Origin of the sequence: Streptomyces sp. enrichment culture (assembly GCF_964272895.1) — a bacterium.
Lineage (GTDB): Bacteria > Actinomycetota > Actinomycetes > Streptomycetales > Streptomycetaceae > Streptomyces.
This window is the reverse complement of the sequence record NZ_OZ186832.1, coordinates 2723974-2747366: the sequence shown is the minus strand read 5'-3', so window position 1 is coordinate 2747366 and position 23393 is coordinate 2723974. Positions and strand designations below refer to the sequence as shown.

General features: G+C 72.0%; 17 protein-coding genes. 10 read left to right on the top strand and 7 right to left on the bottom strand.

The genetic code is table 11. The annotated features are described in order from the left end of the window. The first annotated feature begins 5 nt into the window (after positions 1-5). The 4 genes from ACSU6M_RS12400 (at position 6) to ACSU6M_RS12385 (ending at position 6808) form a co-directional block, all read left to right on the top strand. Positions 6-1025, top strand: a complete 1020-nt coding sequence (locus ACSU6M_RS12400; RefSeq protein WP_437069553.1) for an esterase-like activity of phytase family protein — start codon at positions 6-8, stop codon at positions 1023-1025. Between the two features lie 80 nt (positions 1026-1105). Beyond that, positions 1106-4810: an ABC transporter ATP-binding protein gene (locus ACSU6M_RS12395; protein ID WP_437069551.1), complete on the top strand. Its 3705-nt coding sequence runs from the start codon at positions 1106-1108 to the stop codon at positions 4808-4810. 71 nt (positions 4811-4881) lie between these two features. Next, complete coding sequence (locus tag ACSU6M_RS12390) at positions 4882-5274, top strand: hypothetical protein (RefSeq protein WP_437069550.1); 393 nt, start codon at positions 4882-4884, stop codon at positions 5272-5274. A 127-nt stretch (positions 5275-5401) separates the two neighbouring features. Then, on the top strand, positions 5402-6808 hold the full coding sequence (locus tag ACSU6M_RS12385) for a S28 family serine protease (protein ID WP_437069549.1): 1407 nt from the start codon (positions 5402-5404) through the stop codon (positions 6806-6808). A gap of 53 nt (positions 6809-6861) precedes the next feature. Here ACSU6M_RS12385 and ACSU6M_RS12380 read toward each other — a convergent pair whose 3' ends face one another. Next, positions 6862-8700: a glycoside hydrolase family 3 protein gene (locus ACSU6M_RS12380; protein WP_437069548.1), complete on the bottom strand. Its 1839-nt coding sequence runs from the start codon at positions 8698-8700 to the stop codon at positions 6862-6864. A gap of 388 nt (positions 8701-9088) precedes the next feature. After that, positions 9089-10006 carry a LysR family transcriptional regulator gene (locus ACSU6M_RS12375; RefSeq protein ID WP_437069546.1) on the bottom strand — a complete coding sequence of 306 codons (918 nt, stop codon included), beginning with the start codon at positions 10004-10006 and terminating at the stop codon, positions 9089-9091. Between the two features lie 87 nt (positions 10007-10093). Between ACSU6M_RS12375 and ACSU6M_RS12370 the strand changes: the two genes are divergently transcribed. Beyond that, positions 10094-11056: an EamA family transporter gene (locus ACSU6M_RS12370; RefSeq protein WP_437069545.1), complete on the top strand. Its 963-nt coding sequence runs from the start codon at positions 10094-10096 to the stop codon at positions 11054-11056. A gap of 27 nt (positions 11057-11083) precedes the next feature. Here ACSU6M_RS12370 and ACSU6M_RS12365 read toward each other — a convergent pair whose 3' ends face one another. The 3 genes from ACSU6M_RS12365 to ACSU6M_RS12355 all read right to left on the bottom strand — a co-directional run bounded on the left by ACSU6M_RS12365 (position 11084) and on the right by ACSU6M_RS12355 (position 13727). Next, a complete protein-coding gene (locus ACSU6M_RS12365; protein ID WP_437069543.1) occupies positions 11084-11884 on the bottom strand; it encodes a sugar phosphate isomerase/epimerase family protein in 801 nt (266 codons plus the stop codon). A gap of 82 nt (positions 11885-11966) precedes the next feature. After that, the gene (locus ACSU6M_RS12360) at positions 11967-12563 is read right to left on the bottom strand and encodes a dihydrofolate reductase family protein (RefSeq protein ID WP_437069541.1); all 597 of its coding nucleotides are present in this window, start codon (positions 12561-12563) and stop codon (positions 11967-11969) included. 117 nt (positions 12564-12680) lie between these two features. Continuing rightward, the gene (locus ACSU6M_RS12355; RefSeq protein ID WP_437069539.1) at positions 12681-13727 is read right to left on the bottom strand and encodes a LacI family DNA-binding transcriptional regulator; all 1047 of its coding nucleotides are present in this window, start codon (positions 13725-13727) and stop codon (positions 12681-12683) included. Positions 13728-13978: 251 nt separating this feature from the next. On the opposite strand from ACSU6M_RS12355, the gene ACSU6M_RS12350 reads away from it, so the two are divergent. From ACSU6M_RS12350 to ACSU6M_RS12340, 3 genes are read left to right on the top strand one after another with little or no spacing between them, the layout of a single operon-like run. After that, a complete protein-coding gene (locus ACSU6M_RS12350; protein ID WP_437069538.1) occupies positions 13979-15136 on the top strand; it encodes a Gfo/Idh/MocA family protein in 1158 nt (385 codons plus the stop codon). Beyond that, positions 15133-16284 carry a dihydrodipicolinate synthase family protein gene (locus tag ACSU6M_RS12345; protein ID WP_437069536.1) on the top strand — a complete coding sequence of 384 codons (1152 nt, stop codon included), beginning with the start codon at positions 15133-15135 and terminating at the stop codon, positions 16282-16284. The genes ACSU6M_RS12350 and ACSU6M_RS12345 overlap by 4 nt, the downstream gene beginning before the upstream one ends. Beyond that, on the top strand, positions 16281-17117 hold the full coding sequence (locus tag ACSU6M_RS12340) for a sugar phosphate isomerase/epimerase family protein (protein ID WP_437069535.1): 837 nt from the start codon (positions 16281-16283) through the stop codon (positions 17115-17117). The genes ACSU6M_RS12345 and ACSU6M_RS12340 overlap by 4 nt, the downstream gene beginning before the upstream one ends. 79 nt (positions 17118-17196) lie before the next feature. On the opposite strand, the gene ACSU6M_RS12335 is transcribed toward ACSU6M_RS12340, so the two are convergent. After that, on the bottom strand, positions 17197-17610 hold the full coding sequence (locus ACSU6M_RS12335) for an effector-associated constant component EACC1 (RefSeq protein WP_437069533.1): 414 nt from the start codon (positions 17608-17610) through the stop codon (positions 17197-17199). Between the two features lie 206 nt (positions 17611-17816). Next, positions 17817-18782, bottom strand: coding sequence for a helix-turn-helix domain-containing protein (locus tag ACSU6M_RS12330; RefSeq protein WP_437075111.1), 966 nt, complete (start codon positions 18780-18782; stop codon positions 17817-17819). Between the two features lie 316 nt (positions 18783-19098). Between ACSU6M_RS12330 and recD2 the strand changes: the two genes are divergently transcribed. Then, complete coding sequence (gene recD2, locus ACSU6M_RS12325; RefSeq protein WP_437069531.1) at positions 19099-21354, top strand: SF1B family DNA helicase RecD2; 2256 nt, start codon at positions 19099-19101, stop codon at positions 21352-21354. A gap of 278 nt (positions 21355-21632) precedes the next feature. Then, entirely contained in the window at positions 21633-22922 is a 1290-nt protein-coding gene (locus tag ACSU6M_RS12320; protein WP_437069529.1) for a citrate synthase, read from the top strand. Positions 22923-23393 lie beyond the last annotated feature (471 nt).

Genomic DNA, 23393 nt, shown 5'->3' with positions numbered 1-23393 from the left:
CGCCCATGCGCCTGAGAACCGTACTCGCGACCACGACGGCGGCCCTGGCGGCGGTCACCTGCCTGACCGCCGCCGGGACCGCCGACTCGGCGGAGAACAGGGCCTGTTCGCCGTCCGTCCGCATCGAGGGCTTCTCCGACGCCCTCGACAAGACGACGTACGAGAACACCTTCGTCGGCAACCTCTCCGCCCTCGCGGTGGACCGGGACGGCTCCCTCGCCGCCGTCTCCGACCGCTCGGCCCTGTTCCGCCTGAGCGCACACACCCTCCAGCCCCACGCCGTCCTCCCGCTCGCCGACGAGCAGGGGCGCCCCCTGGACGCCGAGGGCCTCGCCGTCGACCGGGACGGGACGTATCTCGTCTCCTCCGAGACCGAGCCGGCCGTACGCCGCCACGGCCGCGACGGCACCGTCCTCGACCGCCTCCCCGTGCCCGACGCCCTGAAGGTCGCCCCCGCCGGCCGCGCCCGCCCCAACCAGACCTTCGAGGGCCTCACCCTGCTGCCCGGCGGACGCACCCTGATCGCGTCCATGGAGGGCGCGCTCACCGGCGACACGGACGGCATCGTCCGCCTCCAGACCTGGCAGCGGGCGAGAACAGGCTTCCGCCTCTCCGCCCAGTACGCCTACCGCACCGACCCCGGCCTCGGCGTCCCCGAGATCCAGGCCCTCCCCGACGGCCGCCTGCTCGTCCTGGAGCGCGGCTTCACGGCGGGCGTCGGCAACACGGTCCGCCTCTACCTCGCCGACCCCCGGCACGCCACGGACACCCGTGGCATCGAGACGCTGACCGGCCAGGACGACGTACGGCCGGCCGGCAAGACCCTGCTGGCCGACCTGGTGCAGTGCCCGTCACTGGGAGCGACCGCCCGGCAGCCCCAGCCGAACCCCCTGCTCGACAACATCGAGGCGATGACGATCACCGGCCGTGACCCGCAGGGCCGCCTGCGGGTGCTCCTGGCCAGCGACGACAACCAGAGCGACCGGCAGACCACCCGCCTGTACCGGCTCACCGTGCGCCTCTGAGATTTGTTGCGGAGGGATGAAATCCGCTTCGTTCCGTGTTGGTGCCTTCCGGAAGATCAGGACGACTGGAGGGCACCGGCGTGGAAGCGAAACGGGGATGGGCACGGAGACTGGCGGCCTACGCCTGGCGCTATCCGAAGGACGTGGTCCTCGCCCTGGCCTCCTCCCTCCTCGGCATGGCGGTCATGGCGATCGTCCCGCTGATCACCAAGGTGATCATCGACGACGTCGTCACCGCCCGCACCCGTGACATGGCCCCCTGGGCGGCCGCCCTCATCGGCGCCGCCCTGCTCGTCTACGCCCTCACCTACATCCGCCGCTACTACGGCGGCCGCCTCGCCCTCGACGTCCAGCACGACCTGCGGACCGAGATGTACGAGACGATCACCCGGCTCGACGGCCGCCGCCAGGACGAGCTGTCCACCGGCCAGGTCGTCGGCCGCGCCACCAGCGACCTCCAGCTGATCCAGGGCCTGCTCTTCATGCTGCCGATGACCATCGGCAACTTCGCCCTCTTCCTGATCTCCCTGGTCGTGATGGCCTGGCTGTCGATCCCGCTCACCCTGGTCGCCCTCGCCGTCGCCCCGGCGCTCTGGTTCATCGCCAAGCGCAGCCGCACCAAGCTGCACCCCGCCACCTGGTACGCCCAGGCCCAGGCCGCCGCCGTGGCCGGGGTGGTCGACGGCGCCGTCAGCGGTGTGCGGGTGGTCAAGGGCTTCGGGCAGGAGGAGCAGGAGACCGGCAAGCTCCGCGAGGTCGGCCGCAAGCTGTTCGCGGGTCGCCTGCGGACCATCCGCCTGAACAGCAGGTACACCCCCGCCCTCCAGGCCGTCCCCGCCCTCGGCCAGGTCGCCATGCTGGCCCTCGGCGGCTGGCTCGCGGTGCGCGGCCACATCACCCTCGGCACCTTCGTCGCCTTCTCCACCTACCTCGCCCAGCTCGTCGGCCCGGTCCGCATGCTCGCGATGGTCCTCACCGTCGCCCAGCAGGCCCGCGCCGGCACCGAGCGGGTGCTGGAGCTGATCGACACCGAGCCGTCCATGAAGGACGGCACCAAGGAACTGCCCGCCGACGCCCCCGCGACCGTCGAGTTCGACGACGTCTCCTTCGGCTACGACGACGACCACCCCGTCCTTCAGGGACTCTCCTTCGAGATCCGCCCCGGCGAGACCCTCGCCGTCGTCGGCTCCTCCGGCTCCGGCAAGTCCACCGTCTCCCTGCTCCTGCCGCGCTTCTACGACGTCACCCACGGCGCCGTCCTGGTCGGCGGCCACGATGTGCGCGAGCTGACCCAGGACTCCCTGCGGGCCGCGATCGGACTGGTCCCCGAGGACTCCTTCCTCTTCTCCGACACCGTCCGCAACAACATCGCCTACGGCCGACCCGACGCCACCGACGAGCAGATCGAGAAGGCCGCCCGCGCCGCCCAGGCGGACCGTTTCATCGCCGAGCTGCCCGAGGGCTACGACACCAAGGTCGGCGAGCACGGCCTCACCCTCTCCGGCGGTCAGCGCCAGCGCATCGCGCTCGCCCGCGCCATCCTCACCGACCCGCGCCTGCTGGTCCTGGACGACGCCACCTCCGCCGTCGACGCCCGCGTCGAGCACGAGATCCACGAGGCGCTCAAGGAGGTCATGCGCGGCCGCACGACCCTGCTGATCGCCCACCGCCGCTCCACCCTGAACCTCGCCGACCGCATCGCCGTCCTCGACGGCGGCCGCCTCGCCGACCTCGGCACCCACGACGAGCTCCAGGAGCGCTCCCCGCTCTACCGCCGTCTGCTCACCGACCCCGACGAGCTCGGCGGTGTCTCGCCGGGCCACACCCCGCAGCTCGCCCCCGCCGAGGACACCTCCGTACGCGAGGAGCTGGACGCCGAGTTCGACGCCGAGCGCGGCATCACCCCCCGGCTGTGGGCCGGCGAGCGCGAGCCCCGCGACACGGCCCTGTCCGGCACCCCCGCCACCCCCGAACTGCTCGCCCAGGTCGAGGCGCTGCCCCCGGCCACCGACACCCCCGAGGTCGACGAGGCCCGCGCGGTGCGCCCCGAGGACAGCTACGGCCTGCGCCGCCTGCTGAAGGGCTTCGGCCTCCCGCTCCTGATCAGCCTCGCACTGGTCGCCGTCGACGCCGGCATGGGCCTGCTGCTGCCCGTCCTGATCCGGCACGGCATCGACAGCGGCGTCAACGAGGCCGCCCTCGGCGCGGTCTGGGCGGCCTCCCTGCTGGGGCTGCTCGCGGTCGCCGCCCAGTGGGCCGCCCAGACCGGCGAGATGCGGATGACCGGCCGCACCGGCGAGCGGATCCTGTACGCGCTGCGGCTGAAGATCTTCGCCCAGCTCCAGCGGCTCGGCCTCGACTACTACGAGCGCGAGCTGACCGGCCGGATCATGACCCGGATGACCACCGACGTCGACGCCCTGTCGACGTTCCTGCAGACCGGCCTGGTCACCGCGTTCGTCTCGGTCGTCACCTTCTTCGGCATCATGGTCGCCCTGCTGGTGCTCGACCTCGCCCTCGCCCTCGTCGTCTTCGCCACCCTGCCGCTGCTGATCGTCGCCACGTACTTCTTCCGCAAGGCGAGCGTGAAGGCGTACGAACTGGCCCGTGAACGGGTGTCGGTGGTCAACGCCGACCTCCAGGAGACCGTCGCCGGGCTGCGGATCGTGCAGGCGTTCCGGCGCGAGCGGGACGGGGCGCGGCACTTCGCCGAGAACAGCGACAGCTACCGCACGGCACGCGTCCACGGCCAGTGGCTGATCTCGGTGTACTTCCCGTTCGTGCAGTTCCTGTCCTCCGCCGCCGTGGCCGCCGTGCTGATCGCCGGCTCCGGCCGGGTCGCGGAGGCCACGCTGACCACGGGCGCGCTGGTGGCGTATCTGCTCTACATCGACCTGTTCTTCGCGCCCGTGCAGCAGCTGTCCCAGGTCTTCGACGGCTACCAGCAGGCGTCCGTGTCCCTCGGCCGGATCCAGGAGCTGCTGCGGGAGCCGACGTCCACCGAGTCGGCGAAGGAGCCGCGCGAGGTCCGCTCGCTGCGCGGCGAGATCGCCTTCGAGGACGTGCACTTCGCGTACAACGGCGAGGAGGAGGCCCTCACCGGCATCGACCTGCGCATCCCCGCCGGGCAGACGGTCGCCTTCGTCGGCGAGACCGGCGCCGGCAAGTCGACGCTGGTGAAGCTGGTGGCCCGGTTCTACGACCCGACGGGCGGCCGGGTCACCGTCGACGGCCAGGACCTGCGCACCCTCGACCTGACCTCCTACCGGCACCGGCTCGGCGTCGTCCCGCAGGAGGCGTACCTCTTCCCCGGCACGATCCGCGACGCCATCGCCTACGGCCGCCCCGACGCCACCGACGCCGAGGTGGAGGCCGCCGCCCGCGCGGTCGGCGCGCACGAGATGATCGCCACCCTGGAGGGCGGCTACCTCCACGAGGTCGCCGAACGCGGCCGCAACCTCTCCGCCGGCCAGCGCCAGCTGATCGCGCTGGCCCGCGCCGAGCTGGTCGACCCCGACGTGCTGCTGCTCGACGAGGCGACGGCCGCCCTGGACCTGGCCACCGAGGCCCAGGTCAACCAGGCCACCGACCGCCTCGCCGGCCGCCGCACCACCCTGGTCGTCGCCCACCGCCTGTCCACGGCCGCGCGTGCCGACCGGGTCGTGGTGATGGACCACGGCAGGGTCGCGGAGGACGGCACCCACGACGAACTGCTCGCCCGCGGCGGACGGTATGCCGAGCTGTGGCGGACCTTCGTCGGGGAGCCGGTGGCCGCGGGCGGCTGACGCAACCAACCGGCACACGTACCGCGTCCGTACTTCAGTACGGCGAGGGTCGTGGGTCGGGAGGGTCGACTGTGGACAGGGGTGCGATACGCCGATGGCTGGCGCTCGGCATGGCCGTGCTCACCGCTTCCGGGCTGCTCGCGCTGAGCGCGCCCGGCGCCGCCCACGCGGCCTCCGGGCAGAACTGCCCCGGCCGCAAGGTGCGCACCCTGCCGTTCTCCACCGGCGCGGTGCACGTCTACAAGAGCGGCGGCCTGGTGTGCGCGGTCACCGTCGCCAAGCACCCCGGCCCGCGCCGCTGGATGACGGTCAGCGTGCAGGCGCGCGGCTTCCGTCCGGCCCGCGAGGAGGGTCTGCGCACGCACCGCATCGGCCCGGTCGACACCTACGCCGGACAGCGCTGCGTGCGGGTCAGGGGCTCACGGGGGAGCGGCTCGGTGAGCACCGGCTGGATCCTGTGCTGACCCCGTCCGATCGCACTCGTTTCGCCTGATGCAGATCCTTTTGCGCAACTGTTAGCTCAACCTCCCCTGGTGTGAACGGTGTTGCTCCGATAGCTTCCGGCGCACATCTGTTTCCCAGGGAGGGTGCATGCGCAAGGCGCTCAGATGGCTGCTCGCGCTCACCGTGCTCATAGGCACGCTGAGCACGGCGGGGGCGGCCACCGCCGCCCAGCAGCCGGAGGCCGACATCAAGGACCGCCTCCTCGCGATACCGGGCATGAGCCTGATCGAGGAGAAGCCGTACCCCGGCTACCGCTTCTTCGTCCTCAACTACACCCAGCCGGTCGACCACCGGAATGCGTCCGCGGGCACGTTCCAGCAGCGGATCACCGTCCTGCACAAGGACGTCAGCCGCCCGACGGTCTTCTACACCAGCGGCTACAACGTCTCCACGACCCCCAGCCGCCGCGAGCCGACCCAGATCGTGGACGGCAACCAGGTCTCCATGGAGTACCGCTACTTCACCCCGTCCCGGCCCGCCCCGGCCGACTGGACCAAGCTGGACATCTGGCAGGCCGCCAGCGACCAGCACCGCATCTTCACCGCCCTCAAGCCGGTCTACGACAAGAAGTGGATCTCCACCGGCGGCTCCAAGGGCGGCATGACCGCCACCTACTACGAGCGCTTCTACCCCCGTGACATGGACGGCGTGGTCGCCTACGTCGCCCCCAACGACGTGGTGAACAAGGAGGACTCGGCCTACGACCGGTTCTTCGCCACCGTCGGCACCGAGGAGTGCCGCGACCGCCTCAACGGCGTCCAGCGCGAGGCCCTGGTCCGCCGCGAGCCGCTGGAGAAGCGCTACGAGGCGTACGCCGCCGAGAACGGCTACACCTTCCACACCGTCGGCAGCCTCGACAAGGCGTACGAGGCGACCGTCCTCGACTACGTCTGGGGCTTCTGGCAGTACAGCCTGCTCGCCGACTGCGACACCATCCCGGCGGACGCCGAGAACGCCACCGACGACGAGATCTGGAACTCGATCGACACCATCGCCGGGTTCTCCTTCTACACCGACCAGGGCCTGGCCCCGTACACGCCGTACTACTACCAGGCCGGCACCCAGCTCGGCGCGCCGACCATCCAGTTCCCGCACATCGAGAAGCAGTACGTGCGCTACGGCTACCTGCCCCCGCGCTACTTCGTGCCGCGTGACATCGCCATGAGCTTCCAGCCGTGGGCGATGCGGGACGTGGACAGCTGGGTCCGCAACAACGCGCGGCACATGCTGTTCGTCTACGGCGAGAACGACCCGTGGGGCGCCGAGCCGTTCCGCCTCGGCAAGGGGGCGCGCGACTCCTACGTCTTCACCGCGCCGGGCGCGAACCACGGTGCGCGCGTCGCCGGTCTGGTCGAGGACCAGAAGGCGCTCGCCACGGCGAAGATCCTCCAGTGGGCGGGCCTTTCCCCGGCCACGGTGGCCGAGGCCAAGCCGCTCGCCAAGTTCGACGCGAAGCTGGACAAGCGGATGCCGGAGCGCGCCCTGCGCCCGTGATCCTCTGCAGTACGCCACGGCCGGTCCGGTGTCCCCGGACCGGCCGTCGTGCGTCAGTACGTCAGCCCGTGCCCGATCGGGTACAGCACCCGCGTCGGATCGTCCGCCCGCTGCACCGGCACCGGCAGCGTGCCGCGCGGGGAGACGGTCCCGGCGATGACCCGGGCGGCCGCGCGCAGTTCGACGTCCGTCCAGGAGTAGGTCGCCAGGAAGGCGCGGACGCCGGGCAGCCGGGCCACGTCGTAGGGGTTGCGGACGGCCACCGCCACGACCGGCCTGCCGGTCGCCAGCAGCCGCTCCACCAGCGTCCGCTGACTGCTGGTCGCCGAGACGTTGTACGTCCCCACCACCACCGCGTCCGCGTCCCGCGCCGCCGCGACCGCGCGGTCGATCACCGCCGTCGAGGGGGCCGTGCCGGTGGACATGGCCGTGGCCGTGAAGCCCAGCTCGGTGAGCGCGCCGGCGAGGACGCCGGTGGGCGGGCCGGTGGTGCCGGACGGGGAGGCGAGGTCGGCGCCGACCACCAGGACCTTGCCGTGCGAGGCGGGCGAGAGGGGCAGCAGCCCGCCCTCGTTGACCAGCAGTGTCGTCGTGCGCTCGGCGATCCGGTCGGCGGCCGCCCGGTGCGCCGTACCGCCCACCGCGCGGTCGACGCCGCCCGGCACCACGTACGGCTCGGTGAACAGCCCGAGCTTCGCCTTCAGCCGCAGCACCCGCAGGATCGACTCCTCCAGCCGCTCCTCCGTCAGCTCCCCGTCCTGCACGGCCTTGAGGACCGCGTTCCACGCCACGTCCAGCTTCGGCGGGTTCAGCAGCTGGTCCACGCCCGCCTTCAGCGCCAGCACCGGCACCCGGTCGTCGCCGTACTTCTGCCGTACGCCCGCCATGTCGAGGGCGTCGGTGACCACGACCCCGTCGTAGCCGAGCCGTTCGCGCAGGATGCCGGTGAGGATGGGGCGGGAGAGGGTGGCCGGGTCGCCCGAGTCGTCCAGGGCGGGGACCAGGATGTGCGCGGTCATGATGGAGTCGATGCCCGCCGCGATCGCCGCGCGGAACGGCGGTGCGTCCAGCGTCTCCCACTGCTCGCGGGTGTGCCTGATGACGGGGAAGCCGTAGTGGCTGTCGACCTCGGTGTCGCCGTGCCCGGGGAAGTGCTTGGCGGTCGCCGCGACCTTGGAGTGCTGGTACCCGGCGACCTCGGCGGCCACCAGCTCGGCCACCGCCGCGGGGTCGGCGCCGAAGGAGCGTACGCCGATCACCGGGTTGGCCGGGTTGACGTTGACGTCGGCGACCGGCGTGTAGTCCTGCCGGATGCCCATCGCGCGCAGCTCACGGCCCGAGATCCGGCCGAGGGTGCGCGCGTCGGTGCGGGAGCCGCCCGCGCCGATGGCCATCGCGCCGGGGAACAGGGTGGCGGGCTTGCCGACGCGGCAGACGATGCCGTGCTCCTGGTCGGTGGAGACCAGCACGGGCAGCCCGCGGGGCAGGTCCAGGGACGCCTTCTGGATGCCGTTGGACAGGTCGGCGATCTGGCGCGGGTTGCGGGTGTTGTGCGCCCACACGAAGTAGATGACGCCGCCCAGGCGGTACTTGGCGATCAGCTCGGCGGCCGTGCGCACGCCGAAGTCCCTCAGGTTGGCGTCGATGTCGGCCTGGTCGGGCTGTGTGGCGGAGTGGCCGTGGACCCGGGAGACGAACAGCTGGCCGACCTTCTCCTCCAGCGTCATCCGCGAGATCAGGGCGCGCAGCTTCTTGTCGTCGACGGCGTCCTCGCCCGCCTCGGCGTCCGCGCCGACGGCGAGCGCCGCGGTGACGCCCGCGCCGGCCGCGAGGACGGTACGTCTGGAGGGTTTCGCGGTGCCTGCGGTGCTTCCCGTGCTGGTGTCGTGCACGTGCGCTCCTTCCGGAGGGCTGCGATGGTCCGCTGAAGGAAACTTCCGAGGAGTCACCAATATCCGGGAAGTTTCTGCCAGTCAAGGGACCGCACAGCAACGGCGGGTGAGCCCGGCGAGCCGCCCCGGCCACGGCGGCCGGCAGGACAGGGCGGGGTTCGGCGAGGTGCCTGCGCTGCGTCCTGGGGCCCGGAGGCGGGCGGGGTGGGAGGGCGTCGGCGTGGTGCCTGCGCTGCGTCCTGGGGCCTTGCTGCCGGTGGGGCGGGCGTGCGGTCAGCGAGGTGTCGCGCCGCGACCTCAGGCTCCGTGGCCGGCGGGGCGGGCGGGCGGTCGGCGTGGTGTTCGCGTTGCGTCCTCGGGCCCCGAGGTGGGCAGGGCGGGCGTGCGGTCAGCGAGGTGTTCGCGTCGCGACCTCGGGCCAGTGCTCCTGGAGGGTCCGTACCGTCTCCGCGATCGCCGGGCGGCGGCCCGCCCCCGTGCGCCACAGCGCGTACAGCCGCCGCAGCGGCGCCGGATCGAGCTCCACCTCCACCACCCCGGACGGCAGCGGCCCCCGCCCCAGCCGGGGGATCAGACAGATCCCGAGCCCGGCCGCGACCAGCGCCACCAGCGTCGGATTCTCGTCCGCCTGATGCACGATGTCCGGCTCAAGGCCGACCCCTCGCAGCGTCCGCACCAGCCACTCGTGGCACACCCGCCCCGGCGGCTGGCACACCCACCGCTGCCCGCCCAGCTCCTCGCGGCACACCGCCGTGCGCCCGGCGAACGGATGCCCCTCGGGCACCAGCAGCGTGCAGCGGTCGTCCCCGATCACCGCCTGCTCCACCCCCGGCGGCACCGGCAGCGGCGAGATGTCCCAGTCGTGCGCCACCACCAGATCGACCGCGCCCTTGGCCACCATGCCGATCGACAGATGCGGATCGACCTCGCTGAGCCGCGCGTCCAGCGCCGGATGCCGCCGCCCCAGATCCGCCAGCACCCCCGGCAGCAGCCCCCGCGCCGCCGACGCGAACGCGGCGATCGTCAGCCGCCCCGACGGCACCCCGCGCCGCTCCTCCAGCTCCGTCTCCGCCCGCTCCACGATCGCCAGCAACTCCTGCGCGGCGACCACCAGATGCCGCGCCTCAGCCGTCAGCCGGACGCCCCGCCCCTCCCGTTCGAGCAGCACGGTCCGCGTCTCCCGCTCCAGCTTGGCGATCTGCTGGGACACCGCGGACGGCGTGAAGCCGAGGGCGGACGCGGCGGCCCCCACACTGCCGTGCACGGAGACGGCGTGCAGGGCACGCAGGCGCTGGAGATCGAGCACGGGACCCCTCCCTTAAGCGTTGCTTCATCGGAGCATGCAGCAATCATCGCTGGTACTGCACGGTCCCCGGAGGTGATCCTTCGAGGCATGCGTCCCGCACATCTCGCCCTGGCCGTCCTCGTCGCCGCCGTCTGGGGCGTCAACTTCACCGTCATCGAGGTGGGCCTCGACCACTTCCCGCCCCTGCTCTTCTCCGCCCTGCGGTTCCTGGCGGCGGCCCTCCCGGCCGTCTTCCTGGTCGGCCGCCCCAAGGTGGCCTGGCGATGGATCCTCGCCGTCGGCCTGGTCCTGGGCGTGGCCAAGTTCGGCCTGCTGTTCATCGCCATGGACACCGGCATGCCGGCCGGCCTGTCCTCCCTGGTCCTGCAGATCCAGGCGGTGTTCACGGCCCTGATCGCCTTCGCCGCCCTCGGTGAACGCCCCTCCCGGACCGGCGCGCTCGGCATGACGATCGCCCTCGCCGGCATCGCCGTGGCCGCGGTGGACGAGGGCACCTCGGGTCCCCTCGGCGCCTTCGCCCTGTGCATCGCGGCAGCCGCCTGCTGGGGCGCCTCCAACGTGCTGACCCGCAGGGCGGCACCCCCCGACGCCCTGAACTTCATGGTCTGGGTCAGCACCGTCCCGGTCCTCCCGCTCCTGCTGCTGTCCCTGCTGACGGAGGGCTGGAGCCGGGACGCGGCCGCCCTGCGCGCCCTCGACTGGCAGGGCGCGGGCACGGTCCTCTACGTCGCCTGGATCACCACGGTCCTCGGCTTCGGCGCCTGGGGCCGGCTGCTGCGCCGCCACCCGGCCTCCACGGTGGCGCCCTTCTCCCTCCTGGTCCCCGTCTTCGGCATGTCCTCGGCCGCCCTGTTCCTCGGCGAACCGATCAGCCCCCTGCGGTGGCTCGCCGCGGCCCTCCTGGTCGGCGGCGTCGCCCTGACCTCCCTCGCCCCCGCGCGCCGCGGCCCGCACGCCCCCGAACCGCCCGCGCCGGACATCCCGTTCGACGACCCGGCCGGCGTCCGCGAGACCTTGCCCGCGCTCGACGAGGAGCGCTCGCGCACCTGAGCCGGGCCGCCGCGGGCACCCCCTGCGCTACGCCGACTCGTTCAGCAGGCGGCTCAAGTGGTCGCGCCCCGCCCCGAGGATGGCGGCGAGCGGCCGGGCCGCCTCGTACCAGCGCTTCTCGTACTCCCAGCACAGCCAGCCGTCCCAGCCCTGCCGGGCGAGGACGTCCACGCACTCGGTGAGGGGCAGGACGCCGGAGCCGAGCGGGAGGGGCGTCGTGTCGGTGGCGGAGGCGATGTCCTTGACCTGGACGTAGCCGAGGTAGGGACCGAGGGCGGCGAAGGACTCGGAGGGCTGCTCGCCGCCGAGCCAGGTGTGCATCACGTCCCACAGGGCGCCCACGTGCCGGTGCCCGACCAGGCCCAGGACGCGGAGCGCGGCGGCGCCGGTGCGATGCGAGTCGTGCGTCTCCAGCAGGATGCGCACCCCCGCGTCGGCGGCGTCCTCCGCGGCCGTGCCCAGCCGCCGGGCTGCCGTCGCGTCGGCGTCCTCGGCGGGCTGCTCGGCGTCGGCGCCGGGGAAGACCCGCACGTACGGGGCGCCGAGATCGCGGGCCAGGTCCACCAGCTCGCGCAGCTCGGCGATCACCGGCTCGTCCGGTCCGGGCGAGGCGACCCGCGTGTACCCGGCGACCGTCAGCAGCTCGATGCCGGACGCCCTGAACAGCTCGGCCACCTCCACCCGTTCGGACCGGCCGAGGCCCGGATGGACCGGTTCCTCCGGGTGCGCGCGCAGCTCCACGCCATGGAAGCCGTGGGCGGACGCGAGCCGCAGCACATCGGTGACGGGCATACCGGGAACGCCGAGGGTGGAGAACGCCAGCTTCATGCACGCGACCTTACTGGCGCCGCCCCCGAACCGCCGCCCGCGACCGCCCCACATCCACCCGGGCGCCCGGCCCCCCCGCGGACTACGCCCCCTCCACCCGCCGGTACACGTTCACCAGCGTCCCCGTGTCCGCCTTCTGCGTGGAGGCCAGCTCGAAGGGGAACTTGCCGCCCCCGTCGGGGAAGATCGTCTTGCCGCCGCCCAGCACCACCGGCATCACCATCAGCCGCAGCTCGTCGGCGAGCCCTTCGGCGATCAGCGTGCGGGCCAGCGTCGGGCTGCCCATGACCAGGAGGTCGCCGCCCTCGCTCTCGCGCAGCTTGCGCAGCTCGGCGACGGCTTCGGCGACCGCGATACGGGTGCTGTTGTGCCAGGTCAGATCGGACTCGGCGAGGCTGTCGGACACCACGTACTTACGGATCGCGTTCATCCGGTCGGCGAAGGGGTCGCCCGCCCGCTCGGGCCACGCCGCCGCCATGTTCTGCCAGGTGCGCCGCCCGAACAGCAGCGCCTCCGCCCCCTCCAGCGCCGCGTCGAACGCCCCGCCGACGACCTGCGGGTCGAAGTAGGGGTGCGTCCACCCGCCGTGCGCGAACCCGCCGTCGGTGTCCTCCTCGGGACCACCCGGTGCCTGCACGACGCCGTCGATGCTGATGAACTCACTGATCACGATCCGCACGGTGGTGCTCCCTGTTCTTCCACGGTCTTCTTCGTCACGCTGTCGGGTTACGCCCCTACAGACCCGCCCGGCCCGCGAAACTCATCGCTCCCCGCACCACGATCGCGGCGGACCCGATCAGCTCTTCGGCACTCCGGAGGATCCCCGCACCATCAGCTCCCCGCGGACCGTGGCGATCCCGCCGGGGGGCGCCTCCTCGCGGCCCATGGCGATACGTCCGGCGCGTGCCCCCGCCTCCGCGAGGGGCAGTCTGACCGTCGTCAGGGAAGGCACCGCGTCCACGCTGAACGGAAGGTCGTCGAACCCGGCGACCGACACGTCCTGCGGGATGCGCAGGCCCGACTCCCGCAGCGCCGCGCAGGCGCCGAGCGCGACGGAGTCGTTCGCGGCGACGACGGCGGTCAGGGTGGGGTCGCGGCGCAGGAGTTCGAGCGTCGCGTCGTAGCCGGACTGCCGGTCGTAGCGGCCGTGCACGGTCCAGCCGGGCTCCTCCTGGATGCCCGCGGCGGCGAGGGCGGCGCGGTGGCCCTCCAGCCGGTGCCGGGTGGTGGTGCGCTCCTCCGGGCCCGCGATGTACCCGAGCCGGCGGTGGCCGAGGCCGATGAGGTGCTCGGTGAGCCGCTGGGCGCCCCCGCGGTTGTCGAAGGCGAGCGCCACGGCCCGGGTGTCGGGCGCCGGCGGCCGCCCGCACAGCACCACCCGTGTCCCGGCGTCCGCCAGCTTGCGCAGCTTCGCCGCCACGGCCGCCGCGTGCGGCTCGTCCTCCACGGCACCGCCGGTCAGCACCACGGCCGCCGCCCGCTGCCGCTGGAGCAGCGTCAGATACGTCAGCTCGCGCTCCGGCGAGCCCCCGGTGTTGCACACCACCGCCAGGCGCTCACCCCCCGCCCGGCCCCCCGGCCCGCCGATCTCCGACTGGATGGCGCTCGCCATGATCCCGAAGAAGGGGTCGGCGATGTCGTTGACGAGGATGCCGACCAGGTCCGAGGTGGCCGCGGCGAGCGCGCTCGCGGGCCCGTTGAGGACGTAGTCCAGCTCGTCCACCGCCTTGAGCACCCGCTCGCGGGTGGAGGCGGCGACGGGGTAGTTCCCGTTCAGCACGCGCGACACCGTCGCGGGGGAGACCTGGGCGCGGGCCGCCACGTCCGCCAGGGTCACCGTCATCTCGTAGTCCTCCGGTCGCGCATTCGTCGTACGTCGTCGTACACGTGCCGTGCAGGGGCAGCGGTTGCGGTCCATGTGCGTGAAGGGCAGCTGTCGTGTGCGCCGACCTTACGGCTCCCGCCCCCCGGCGTTCGCCCCTCGAACAAGTCGAGACGACCGCGGCCTTGTCGGCCCGCTGATCAGAGGCTAACTTCTCACCACATAGAAAGCGCTTGCTACCGCACGAGGAACTGCACGACGAAGGGAACGACGTGACACGCAAGACGGTGCGTATCGCCATGAACGGCGTGACCGGGCGCATGGGCTACCGCCAGCACCTGGTCCGCTCCCTCCTGGCCATCCGCGACCAGGGCGGACTCGACCTCGGCGACGGCACCGTGCTGTGGCCCGAGCCCGTCCTCGTCGGCCGCCGCGAGCACGCGCTGACCGCGCTCGCCGAACGCCACGGCCTGGACCCGCAGAACATCTCCACCGACCTGGACGCCGTCCTCGCCGACGACGGCGTCGAGATCTACTTCGACGCCCAGGTCACCTCCGCCCGCGAGGAGGCCATCAGAAAGGCGATCGCCGCCGGCAAGCACATCTACACCGAGAAGCCCACCGCCACCGGCCTGGAAGGCGCCCTGGAGCTGGCCCGCCTCGCGAACGCCGCCGGCATCAAGCACGGCGTCGTCCAGGACAAGCTCTTCCTCCCCGGCCTGCTCAAGCTGAAGCGCCTGGTCGACGGCGGCTTCTTCGGCCGCATCCTCTCCGTGCGCGGCGAGTTCGGCTACTGGGTCTTCGAGGGCGACTGGCAGGAGGCCCAGCGCCCCTCCTGGAACTACCGCGCCGAGGACGGCGGCGGCATCGTCGTCGACATGTTCCCGCACTGGGAGTACGTCCTGCACGAGCTGTTCGGCCGCGTGAAGTCCGTGCAGGCCCTCACCGCCACCCACATCCCGCAGCGCTGGGACGAGGACGGCAAGCCCTACGACGCCACCGCCGACGACGCCGCCTACGGCATCTTCGAACTCGACGGCGGCGCGATCGCCCAGATCAACTCCTCCTGGGCGGTCCGCGTCCACCGCGACGAACTCGTCGAGTTCCAGGTCGACGGCACCGAGGGCTCCGCGGTCGCCGGACTCCGGAACTGCCGCGTCCAGCACCGCAGCGCCACCCCCAAGCCCGTCTGGAACCCGGACATCCCCGCCACCGAGGTCTTCCGCGACCAGTGGCAGGAGGTCCCGGACAACCAGGAGTTCGACAACGGCTTCAAGACCCAGTGGGAGCTGTTCCTCAAGCACGTCTACGCCGACGCCCCCTACCACTGGGACCTGCTGGCCGGCGCCCGCGGCGTCCAGCTGGCCGAGCTCGGCCTGAAGTCCTCGGCCGAGGGCCGCCGTATCGACGTACCGGAGATCGCGCTGTGACCATCCGACTGCCCGGCGCCGACGGCCGGCTGCGGACCTATGAACCCCGCACCGAACCCCTGACCGTGCGCCCCGGCTCCCCCCTCACCTCCCGTACGGTCTTCTCCGCGGCCCATGTCGTCGCCGACCCCTGGGCGGACACCACCCCCGACTCGCCCGCCGCCGTCGACTGGGACGCCACCCTCGCCTTCCGCCGCCACCTGTGGGCGCACGGGCTCGGCGTCGCCGAGGCCATGGACACCGCCCAGCGCGGCATGGGCCTGGACTGGGCGGGCGCGGCGGAACTGATCCGCAGGTCGGCGGCCGAGGCCCGCAGCGTGGGCGGCCGTATCGCCTGCGGGGTCGGCACCGACCAGATCGCCGCCGGCACCCTCGCCGAGATCCGCGCGGCCTACGAGGAGCAGCTGGCGGTCGTCGAGGAGAGCGGCGCCCAGGCCGTGCTCATGGCCTCCCGCGCCCTGGCCGCGGCCGCCTCGGGAGCCGAGGACTACCTGGAGGTCTACGGCCATCTGCTCCGCCAGGCCGCCGAGCCGGTGATCCTGCACTGGCTGGGCCCCATGTTCGACCCGGCCCTTCAGGGCTACTGGGGCTCCGCGGACCTGGACGCGGCGACGGAGGTGTTCCTGGAGCTCATCGCCGCCCACCCGGACAAGGTCGACGGCATCAAGGTGTCGCTGCTCGACGCCCGGCGCGAGATCGACCTGCGCCGCCGTCTGCCGGGGGGCGTCCGCTGCTACACCGGCGACGACTTCCACTACCCCGAGCTGATCGCGGGCGACGAGCAGGGCTTCAGCCACGCCCTGCTCGGCATCTTCGACCCGCTGGGCCCGCTGGCGGCGGAGGCGGTACGGGTACTGGACACGGGGGACGTGGACGGCTTCCGCGCCCTGCTCGACCCCACGGTGGCCCTCTCCCGCCACCTCTTCCAGGCCCCCACCCGCTTCTACAAGACCGGTGTGGTCCTCCTGGCCTGGCTGGCGGGCCACCAGTCCCACTTCACGATGGTCGGCGGCCTCCAGTCCGCCCGCTCCCTCCCGCACCTCGCCCGCGCCTACGAACTCGCCGACGGCCTCGGCCTGTTCCCGGACCCCAAACTCGCGGAGGAGCGGATGCGGAACCTGCTCGGGGTGTACGGGGTGGACCGATGAGCGGCGGCCTGGAGCGGTTCAGCATCAACCAGATGACGGTGAAGCAGCTGACGCTGCCCGAACTGGTCGCGGCATGCGGCGAACTGGGCGTGACTCAGGTGGGCCTGTGGCGGGAGCCGGTCCAGGAGTACGGCCTCGAGGCGGCGGCGAAACTGGTCCGCGACGCGGGTCTGACCGTCACCACCCTGTGCCGGGGAGGGTTCCTCACGGCGATCGAGCCGGGGGAGCGTTCCCGGGCCCTGGCGGACAACCGCCGCGCGGTCGACGAGGCCGCGACCCTGGGCACCGACACCCTGGTCCTCGTCTCGGGCGGCCTCCCGGCCGGCTCCAAGGACCTGCACGGCGCCCGCGAGCGGATCGCGGACGCCCTGGCCGAACTCGGCCCGTACGCCGCCGAGTGCGGGGTGCGGCTGGCCATCGAACCGCTGCACCCCATGTACGCGGCCGACCGCTGCGTGGTCTCCACGCTCGCCCAGGCCCTCGACCTCGCCGAGCGCTTCCCCGCGCAGCAGGTCGGCGTGACCGTGGACACGTACCACATCTGGTGGGACGACCAGGCGCCCGCGCAGATCGCCCGCGCCGGGGCGTCGGGCCGCATCCACACCTTCCAGCTCGCCGACTGGACGACCCCGCTGCCGGAGGGCGTGCTCACCGGGCGCGGACAGCTCGGCGACGGCGCGATCGACATGCGGGAGTGGCTGGGGTACGTGGAGGCGGCCGGATACACCGGCGCGGTCGAGGTGGAGCTGTTCAACGACGGCCTGTGGGCACGGGACGGGCGGGAGGTGCTGCGGGAGACGGCGGAGCGGTTCGTCGCGCACGTGACCGGGTGACGGCGGAGAGGTTCGTCGCGCACGTGACCGGTGACGGCGGAGCGGTTGTCAGCGGATGACCGGCTGACGGCCGGGCCGCTCAGCGCACCCGGTCACCGCCGTCGGCCTCCGCCCCGGCCCCGGCCCCGGCCTCGCGGGCGGCGGCCTCCGCTTCACGGGCGGCGGCCGCGTCCAGGACCGTGCCCAGGTCGCGGACGAAGGCCGCCCGCTCCAGGAAGGTGAACCGGCGCACGATCGCCGAGGTCAGGACGATCCGGGTGCCGTCGGCACGGGTCAGCGAGACGCTGCACTCCCGCCGCGCCGCCAGCCAGGCGACGAGGCTGCCGGCGAACGCCTCGGTGACCTCACCGGGTTCCAGCACCGCGAGCAGCACCTGCGGGCGGGTGTCCGCGCGGATGCGTCCGCGGAGCGCCGGTTCGGTGGCCAGGCGGCGCCACAGTTCATGGACGCCGACGCTCATGGTCCGGCTCTCCACGGTGATCCCCACGCGCATGATCATCACCCCGTACGGTGGTGTGCGGCGCCCACGGCTGCGACCGCGGGCACCGCACACCGGCTTCCCCCTGCTTCCGGCCCGGCGGTGCGGGCGGGAAGCGGTGCGGAGAAAAAGCATGGCCAGGTCGGGCGGCGGAATTCATTGGCCCTGAGTGCACGGATCTTGGCGATTTCTGCACGTTCTTGTGCCGTTCCGGGGGGGGATCAGGTGTGATGCCGGTAGTCACGGGGGGACATGCCGTACGCCCGCCGGAACTGCCGGCTGAACGCGGCGGCGTCCTGGAACCCCCAGCGCGCGGCGAGGGCCGCGATCGGCCGGGAACGCAGACCGGGGTCGGCGAGGTCACGGCGGCAGTGCTCCAGTCGCCGCCGGCGTATCCAGGCGGCAGGGGTGGCCCCCTCCTCCGCGAAGAGCTGGTGCAGATGGCGCACCGAGATGCCGTGCGCGGCGGCCACGGTGGCCGGGGACAGCGAGGGGTCGCCCAGATTGCGGTCGATGAAGTCCAGCGCCCTGGTGTGCAGCGCCCGCCGCCGGGACTCCGGGCTCATCGTGTCCTCGGCGTCCAGGGCGTGGCCGAGCACGGAGGTGAGCAGATCGGTCGTCACCGCGCCCAGCGTCGCCGCGTCACCGTCCCCGAACTCCTCGGCACGGGCGGCGACATCGGCCAGCCAGCGGTACAGCGCGCCGCCCATGCCGTGGCCCACGGGGATCGGTACGGCCAGCACCTTCCGCAGGGTCCGGGGCGGCAGGGGTAAGAGAGCGCGGGGGACGGTGACGACCACGCAGCCCGAGTTCTCGCCGCCGGGCCGGGTGTGCCGGGCCTCGTAGGGCAGGCTGCTGTCGACGACGACGAGGTCACCGGGCCCGAACACGGTGTGCCGCCCGTTGTGCGCGACGCCTCCGGTCCCGGTGAACTGGCAGTTGATCTGGTACACCTCGGGATCGAAGCGCCGGATGGCCCGCGGTGTCCGCACCGACTCCAGATGCGGGAACGACACCTCCGCCACCTGCACCTCGCCCAGCGTCAGCACCCGCATCACCGCCCGGAAGTCGGCGTCCTGCTCGCTGCGCAGCAGATTGGGCATATGCGTCCGCGCCGCGATGTCCTGCCACAGGTCCCACCGCTCCCCGGCCGGCACGGCGTCCGTCCGGTACTCCTTCACCAGCATGGCCACGCCCCCAACGCGTACCGCACGGCGACTGCTTGAGCACGCAACATCCTAGGGACCCGTGCGGGCAGGGGCAGGACGTTGAATGGGGTCATTGGAGGATTCGGGCCCCGCGCGGGCACCCGGTGGCCTGGCTGGGCCGCAGCACGTGGCCCGGATCCTCCGATCCCTCCCTGTCAGGCGGAGGCCAGCTCGCACCACACCAGCTTGCCGCGCCTGCCCTGCCGCGCCAGCGGCTGCCACCCCCACCCCCTTCACCGCCTTCCTCCAGGCGATCAAGGACGCGGCTGTCACACCCTCCCGCTAACGTCGGGGCATGTCCCAGGACTCGGCGAAGACCACCGGTGAGCGGCGCCTGGCCGTGCTCGAAGGCGTGTTGGAGAGGATCACGTACGCCAATGAGGAGAACGGGTACACGGTCGCCCGCGTGGACACGGGCAGAGGTGCCGGCGATCTCCTCACCGTCGTCGGGGCACTGCTCGGCGCCCAGGTGGGGGAGTCGCTGCGGATGGAGGGCCGCTGGGGGAGCCACCCCCAGTACGGCAAGCAGTTCACCGTGGAGAACTACACGACCGTCCTCCCGGCCACCGTCCAGGGCATCCGGCGTTACCTGGGGTCGGGGCTGGTCAAGGGGATCGGCCCGGTCTTCGCCGACCGCATCACCCAGCACTTCGGGACGGACACCCTCCGGATCATCGAGGAGGAGCCGAAGCGGCTGATCGAGGTGCCCGGCCTCGGGCCGAAGCGGACGAAGAAGATCGCCGACGCGTGGGAGGAGCAGAAGGCGATCAAGGAGGTCATGCTGTTCCTCCAGACGGTGAACGTCTCCACGTCCATCGCCGTGCGCATCTACAAGAAGTACGGGGACGCGTCCATCTCCGTCGTCAAGGAGCAGCCCTACCGGCTCGCCGCCGATGTGTGGGGCATCGGGTTCCTGACAGCGGACAGGATCGCCCAGTCGGTCGGCATCCCGCACGACAGCCCGGAACGGGTCAAGGCCGGCCTGCAGTACGCGCTGTCGCAGGCCACCGACCAGGGCAACTGCTACCTCCCCGAGGAGCGGCTGATCGCGGACGCGGTGAAGCTGCTCCAGGTGGACACCGGGCTGGTCATCGAGTGCCTGGGGGAGCTGGCCGAGCCGGACGAGGAGGGCGGCGACCCGGGCGTCGTACGGGAGAAGGTCCCCGGACCCGACGACCACCCGGAACCCGTCACGGCCGTCTACCTCGTCCCGTTCCACCGCGCCGAACTGTCCCTCTCCTCCCAGCTGCTCCGCCTTCTGCGCACCGACGCGGACCGCATGCCGGCGTTCCAGGACGTCGACTGGGACAAGGCGCTCGGGTGGCTGAGGTCCCGTACGGGGGCCGAGCTGGCGCCCGAGCAGGAGGCCGCCGTCAAGCTGGCGCTGACCAGCAGGGTCGGTGTGCTCACCGGCGGTCCGGGCTGCGGCAAGTCCTTCACCGTGCGCTCGATCGTGGAGCTGGCCCGCGCGAAGAGGGCGAAGGTGCTGCTGGCCGCTCCGACCGGCCGTGCCGCCAAGCGCCTGGCCGAGCTGACCGGCGCCGAGGCGTCCACCGTCCACCGGCTCCTGGAGCTCAAGCCCGGCGGTGACGCCGCCTACGACCGGGACCGGCCGCTGGACGCCGACCTCGTGGTGGTGGACGAGGCGTCGATGCTGGACCTGCTGCTGGCCAACAAGCTCGTCAAGGCCGTACCGCCGGGTGCGCACCTGCTCTTCGTGGGGGACGTCGACCAGCTCCCGAGTGTCGGCGCGGGGGAGGTGCTGCGGGACCTCCTGGCCGACGGGAGCCCGGTCCCGGCCATCCGCCTGACCCGTGTGTTCCGGCAGGCGCAGCAGTCCGGGGTGGTCACCAACGCGCACCGGATCAACGCCGGGCAGCATCCCCTCACGGACGGGCTGAAGGACTTCTTCCTGTTCGTGGAGGACGACACCGAGGAGGCCGGGCGGCTCACCGTCGATGTGGCGGCGCGGCGGATCCCGGCCCGCTTCGGGCTCGATCCGCGCCGGGACGTGCAGGTGCTGGCCCCGATGCACCGGGGGCCGGCCGGGGCGGGGACGCTCAACGGTCTGCTCCAGCAGGCGATCACACCGGGCCGGCCGGATGTGCCGGAGAAGCGGTTCGGCGGCCGTGTCTTCCGGGTGGGGGACAAGGTCACCCAGGTCCGCAACAATTACGAGAAGGGGAGGAACGGTGTCTTCAACGGCACCGTGGGCGTGGTCACCTCGCTCGACCCGGTCGACCAGCGGCTCATGGTGCTGACGGACGAGGACGAGGAGGTTCCGTACGAGTTCGACGAGCTGGACGAGCTGGCGCACGCCTACGCCGTGACCATTCACCGCTCGCAGGGCAGTGAATATCCCGCCGTGGTGATCCCCGTCACCACGGGAGCATGGATGATGCTCCAGCGGAACCTGCTGTACACGGCGGTCACCCGGGCCAAGCGGCTGGTCGTCCTCGTCGGTTCGCGTAAAGCGATAGGACAGGCGGTGCGCACGGTGTCGGCCGGACGGCGCTGCACGGCGCTGGACTTCCGGCTCGCCGGCGGCTGAGGAACGTAGCGATCCGGGCTGCTCGGAAACGTGCGGACCCGGCTCGGTCTACTGCCCAGTACGCCATGCGACGAAAAATGATCGATCAAACGAGTCGCAAAGGTCACAGAACACTTCCCGTGGCCGGGCGGAGGGGGCAGGATGGGCAAGTTGGCGGCACTGAGTGCCGCCGATAAGCCCAATGGTCGACCCCGAGTGCACTCTCCTGAGCCAAATGGGGGATGGTAGAGACAGTCAGGGCACCTCGAAGATGAGGCACTACGTCGGTGAGGGAAGACGTGAGCGACAACTCTGTAGTACTGCGGTACGACGGCAGCGAGTACACCTACCCGGTGATCGACAGCACCGTCGGGGACAAGGGCTTCGACATCGGGAAGCTGCGTGCCCAGACCGGTCTCGTGACCCTGGACAGCGGGTACGGCAACACCGCCGCCTATAAATCCGCCATCACCTACCTGGACGGCGAGGCGGGCATCCTCCGCTACCGCGGCTACCCGATCGAGCAGCTCGCCGAGCGCTCCACCTTCCTTGAGGTGGCGTACCTGCTGATCAACGGTGAGCTGCCGACCGTCGACGAGCTCAGCGCCTTCAAGGACGAGATCACCCGGCACACGCTGCTGCACGAGGACGTCAAGAACTTCTACCGGGGCTTCCCGCGCGACGCGCACCCGATGGCGATGCTGTCCTCGGTGGTCTCGGCGCTGTCCACCTTCTACCAGGACAGCCACAACCCGTTCGACGAGCGGCAGCGCAACCTCTCCACGGTCCGTCTGCTCGCCAAGCTCCCGACGATCGCGGCCTACGCCTACAAGAAGTCGGTCGGCCACCCGTTCGTATACCCGCGCAACGACCTCGGCTACGTGGAGAACTTCCTGCGGATGACCTTCTCGGTCCCGGCGCAGGAGTTCGAGCTCGACCCGATCGTGGTCTCCGCCCTGGACAAGCTGCTCATCCTGCACGCCGACCACGAGCAGAACTGTTCGACCTCCACGGTCCGCCTGGTCGGCTCCTCGCAGGCGAACATGTTCGCCTCGATCTCCGCCGGCATCAACGCCCTGTGGGGCCCGCTGCACGGTGGCGCCAACCAGTCCGTGCTGGAGATGCTGGAAGGCATCCGCGACTCGGGCGGCGACGTCGACTCCTTCATCCGCAAGGTGAAGAACAAGGAGGACGGCGTCCGTCTGATGGGCTTCGGCCACCGGGTCTACAAGAACTTCGACCCGCGCGCCAAGATCATCAAGGCCGCCGCGCACGACGTCCTCTCCGCCCTCGGCAAGTCCGACGAGCTGCTGGACATCGCCCTGAAGCTGGAGGAGCACGCGCTCTCCGACGACTACTTCGTCTCGCGCAGCCTCTACCCGAACGTCGACTTCTACACCGGTCTGATCTACCGGGCCATGGGCTTCCCGACCGAGATGTTCACGGTCCTGTTCGCCCTCGGCCGCCTTCCGGGCTGGATCGCCCAGTGGCACGAGATGATCAAGGAGCCGGGTTCCCGCATCGGCCGCCCGCGCCAGATCTACACGGGCGTCGTCGAGCGCGACTTCGTCCCCGTCGAGGAGCGCTGACGCTCGACCCCCTGAGCCGCAGCATCGCAGGCCCCGCCCCGGTCCCTCGGGCGCGGGGCCTTGTCGTGGGCCCGGAGGGCGAAGAAGCCCGGAAGGTGAAGAAGCCGGAAGGCGAAGAAGCCCGGAAGGTGAAGAGGCCCGGAAGGCGAAGAAGAAGGCGCCCCGGTGCGCCGGTCCCCCCACGGGCCGACGTCCAGGGCGCCTTCCCATGTCCCGGTGCGGATTCCCCCCACGGGATCCGGCCGGGCGCTTTGAGGACACAGCGCCTGAATCGCTGTTGAACAGCACGGGCGGATACGCACGTACTGCTCTGTCGGGGTGCGGTCTGCCGGGACATCGCACGCTGGGAGGGCCGCTCAAAGCTTCCCGGTGTGCGTGCCCCGGCAACGCAATCTCTGAGGAGGTCCCCCAAGACATCCCCAGATGTCAGTCGGCGCCCCCCAAGACGCGTTCTGACATCGCCAACTTAGA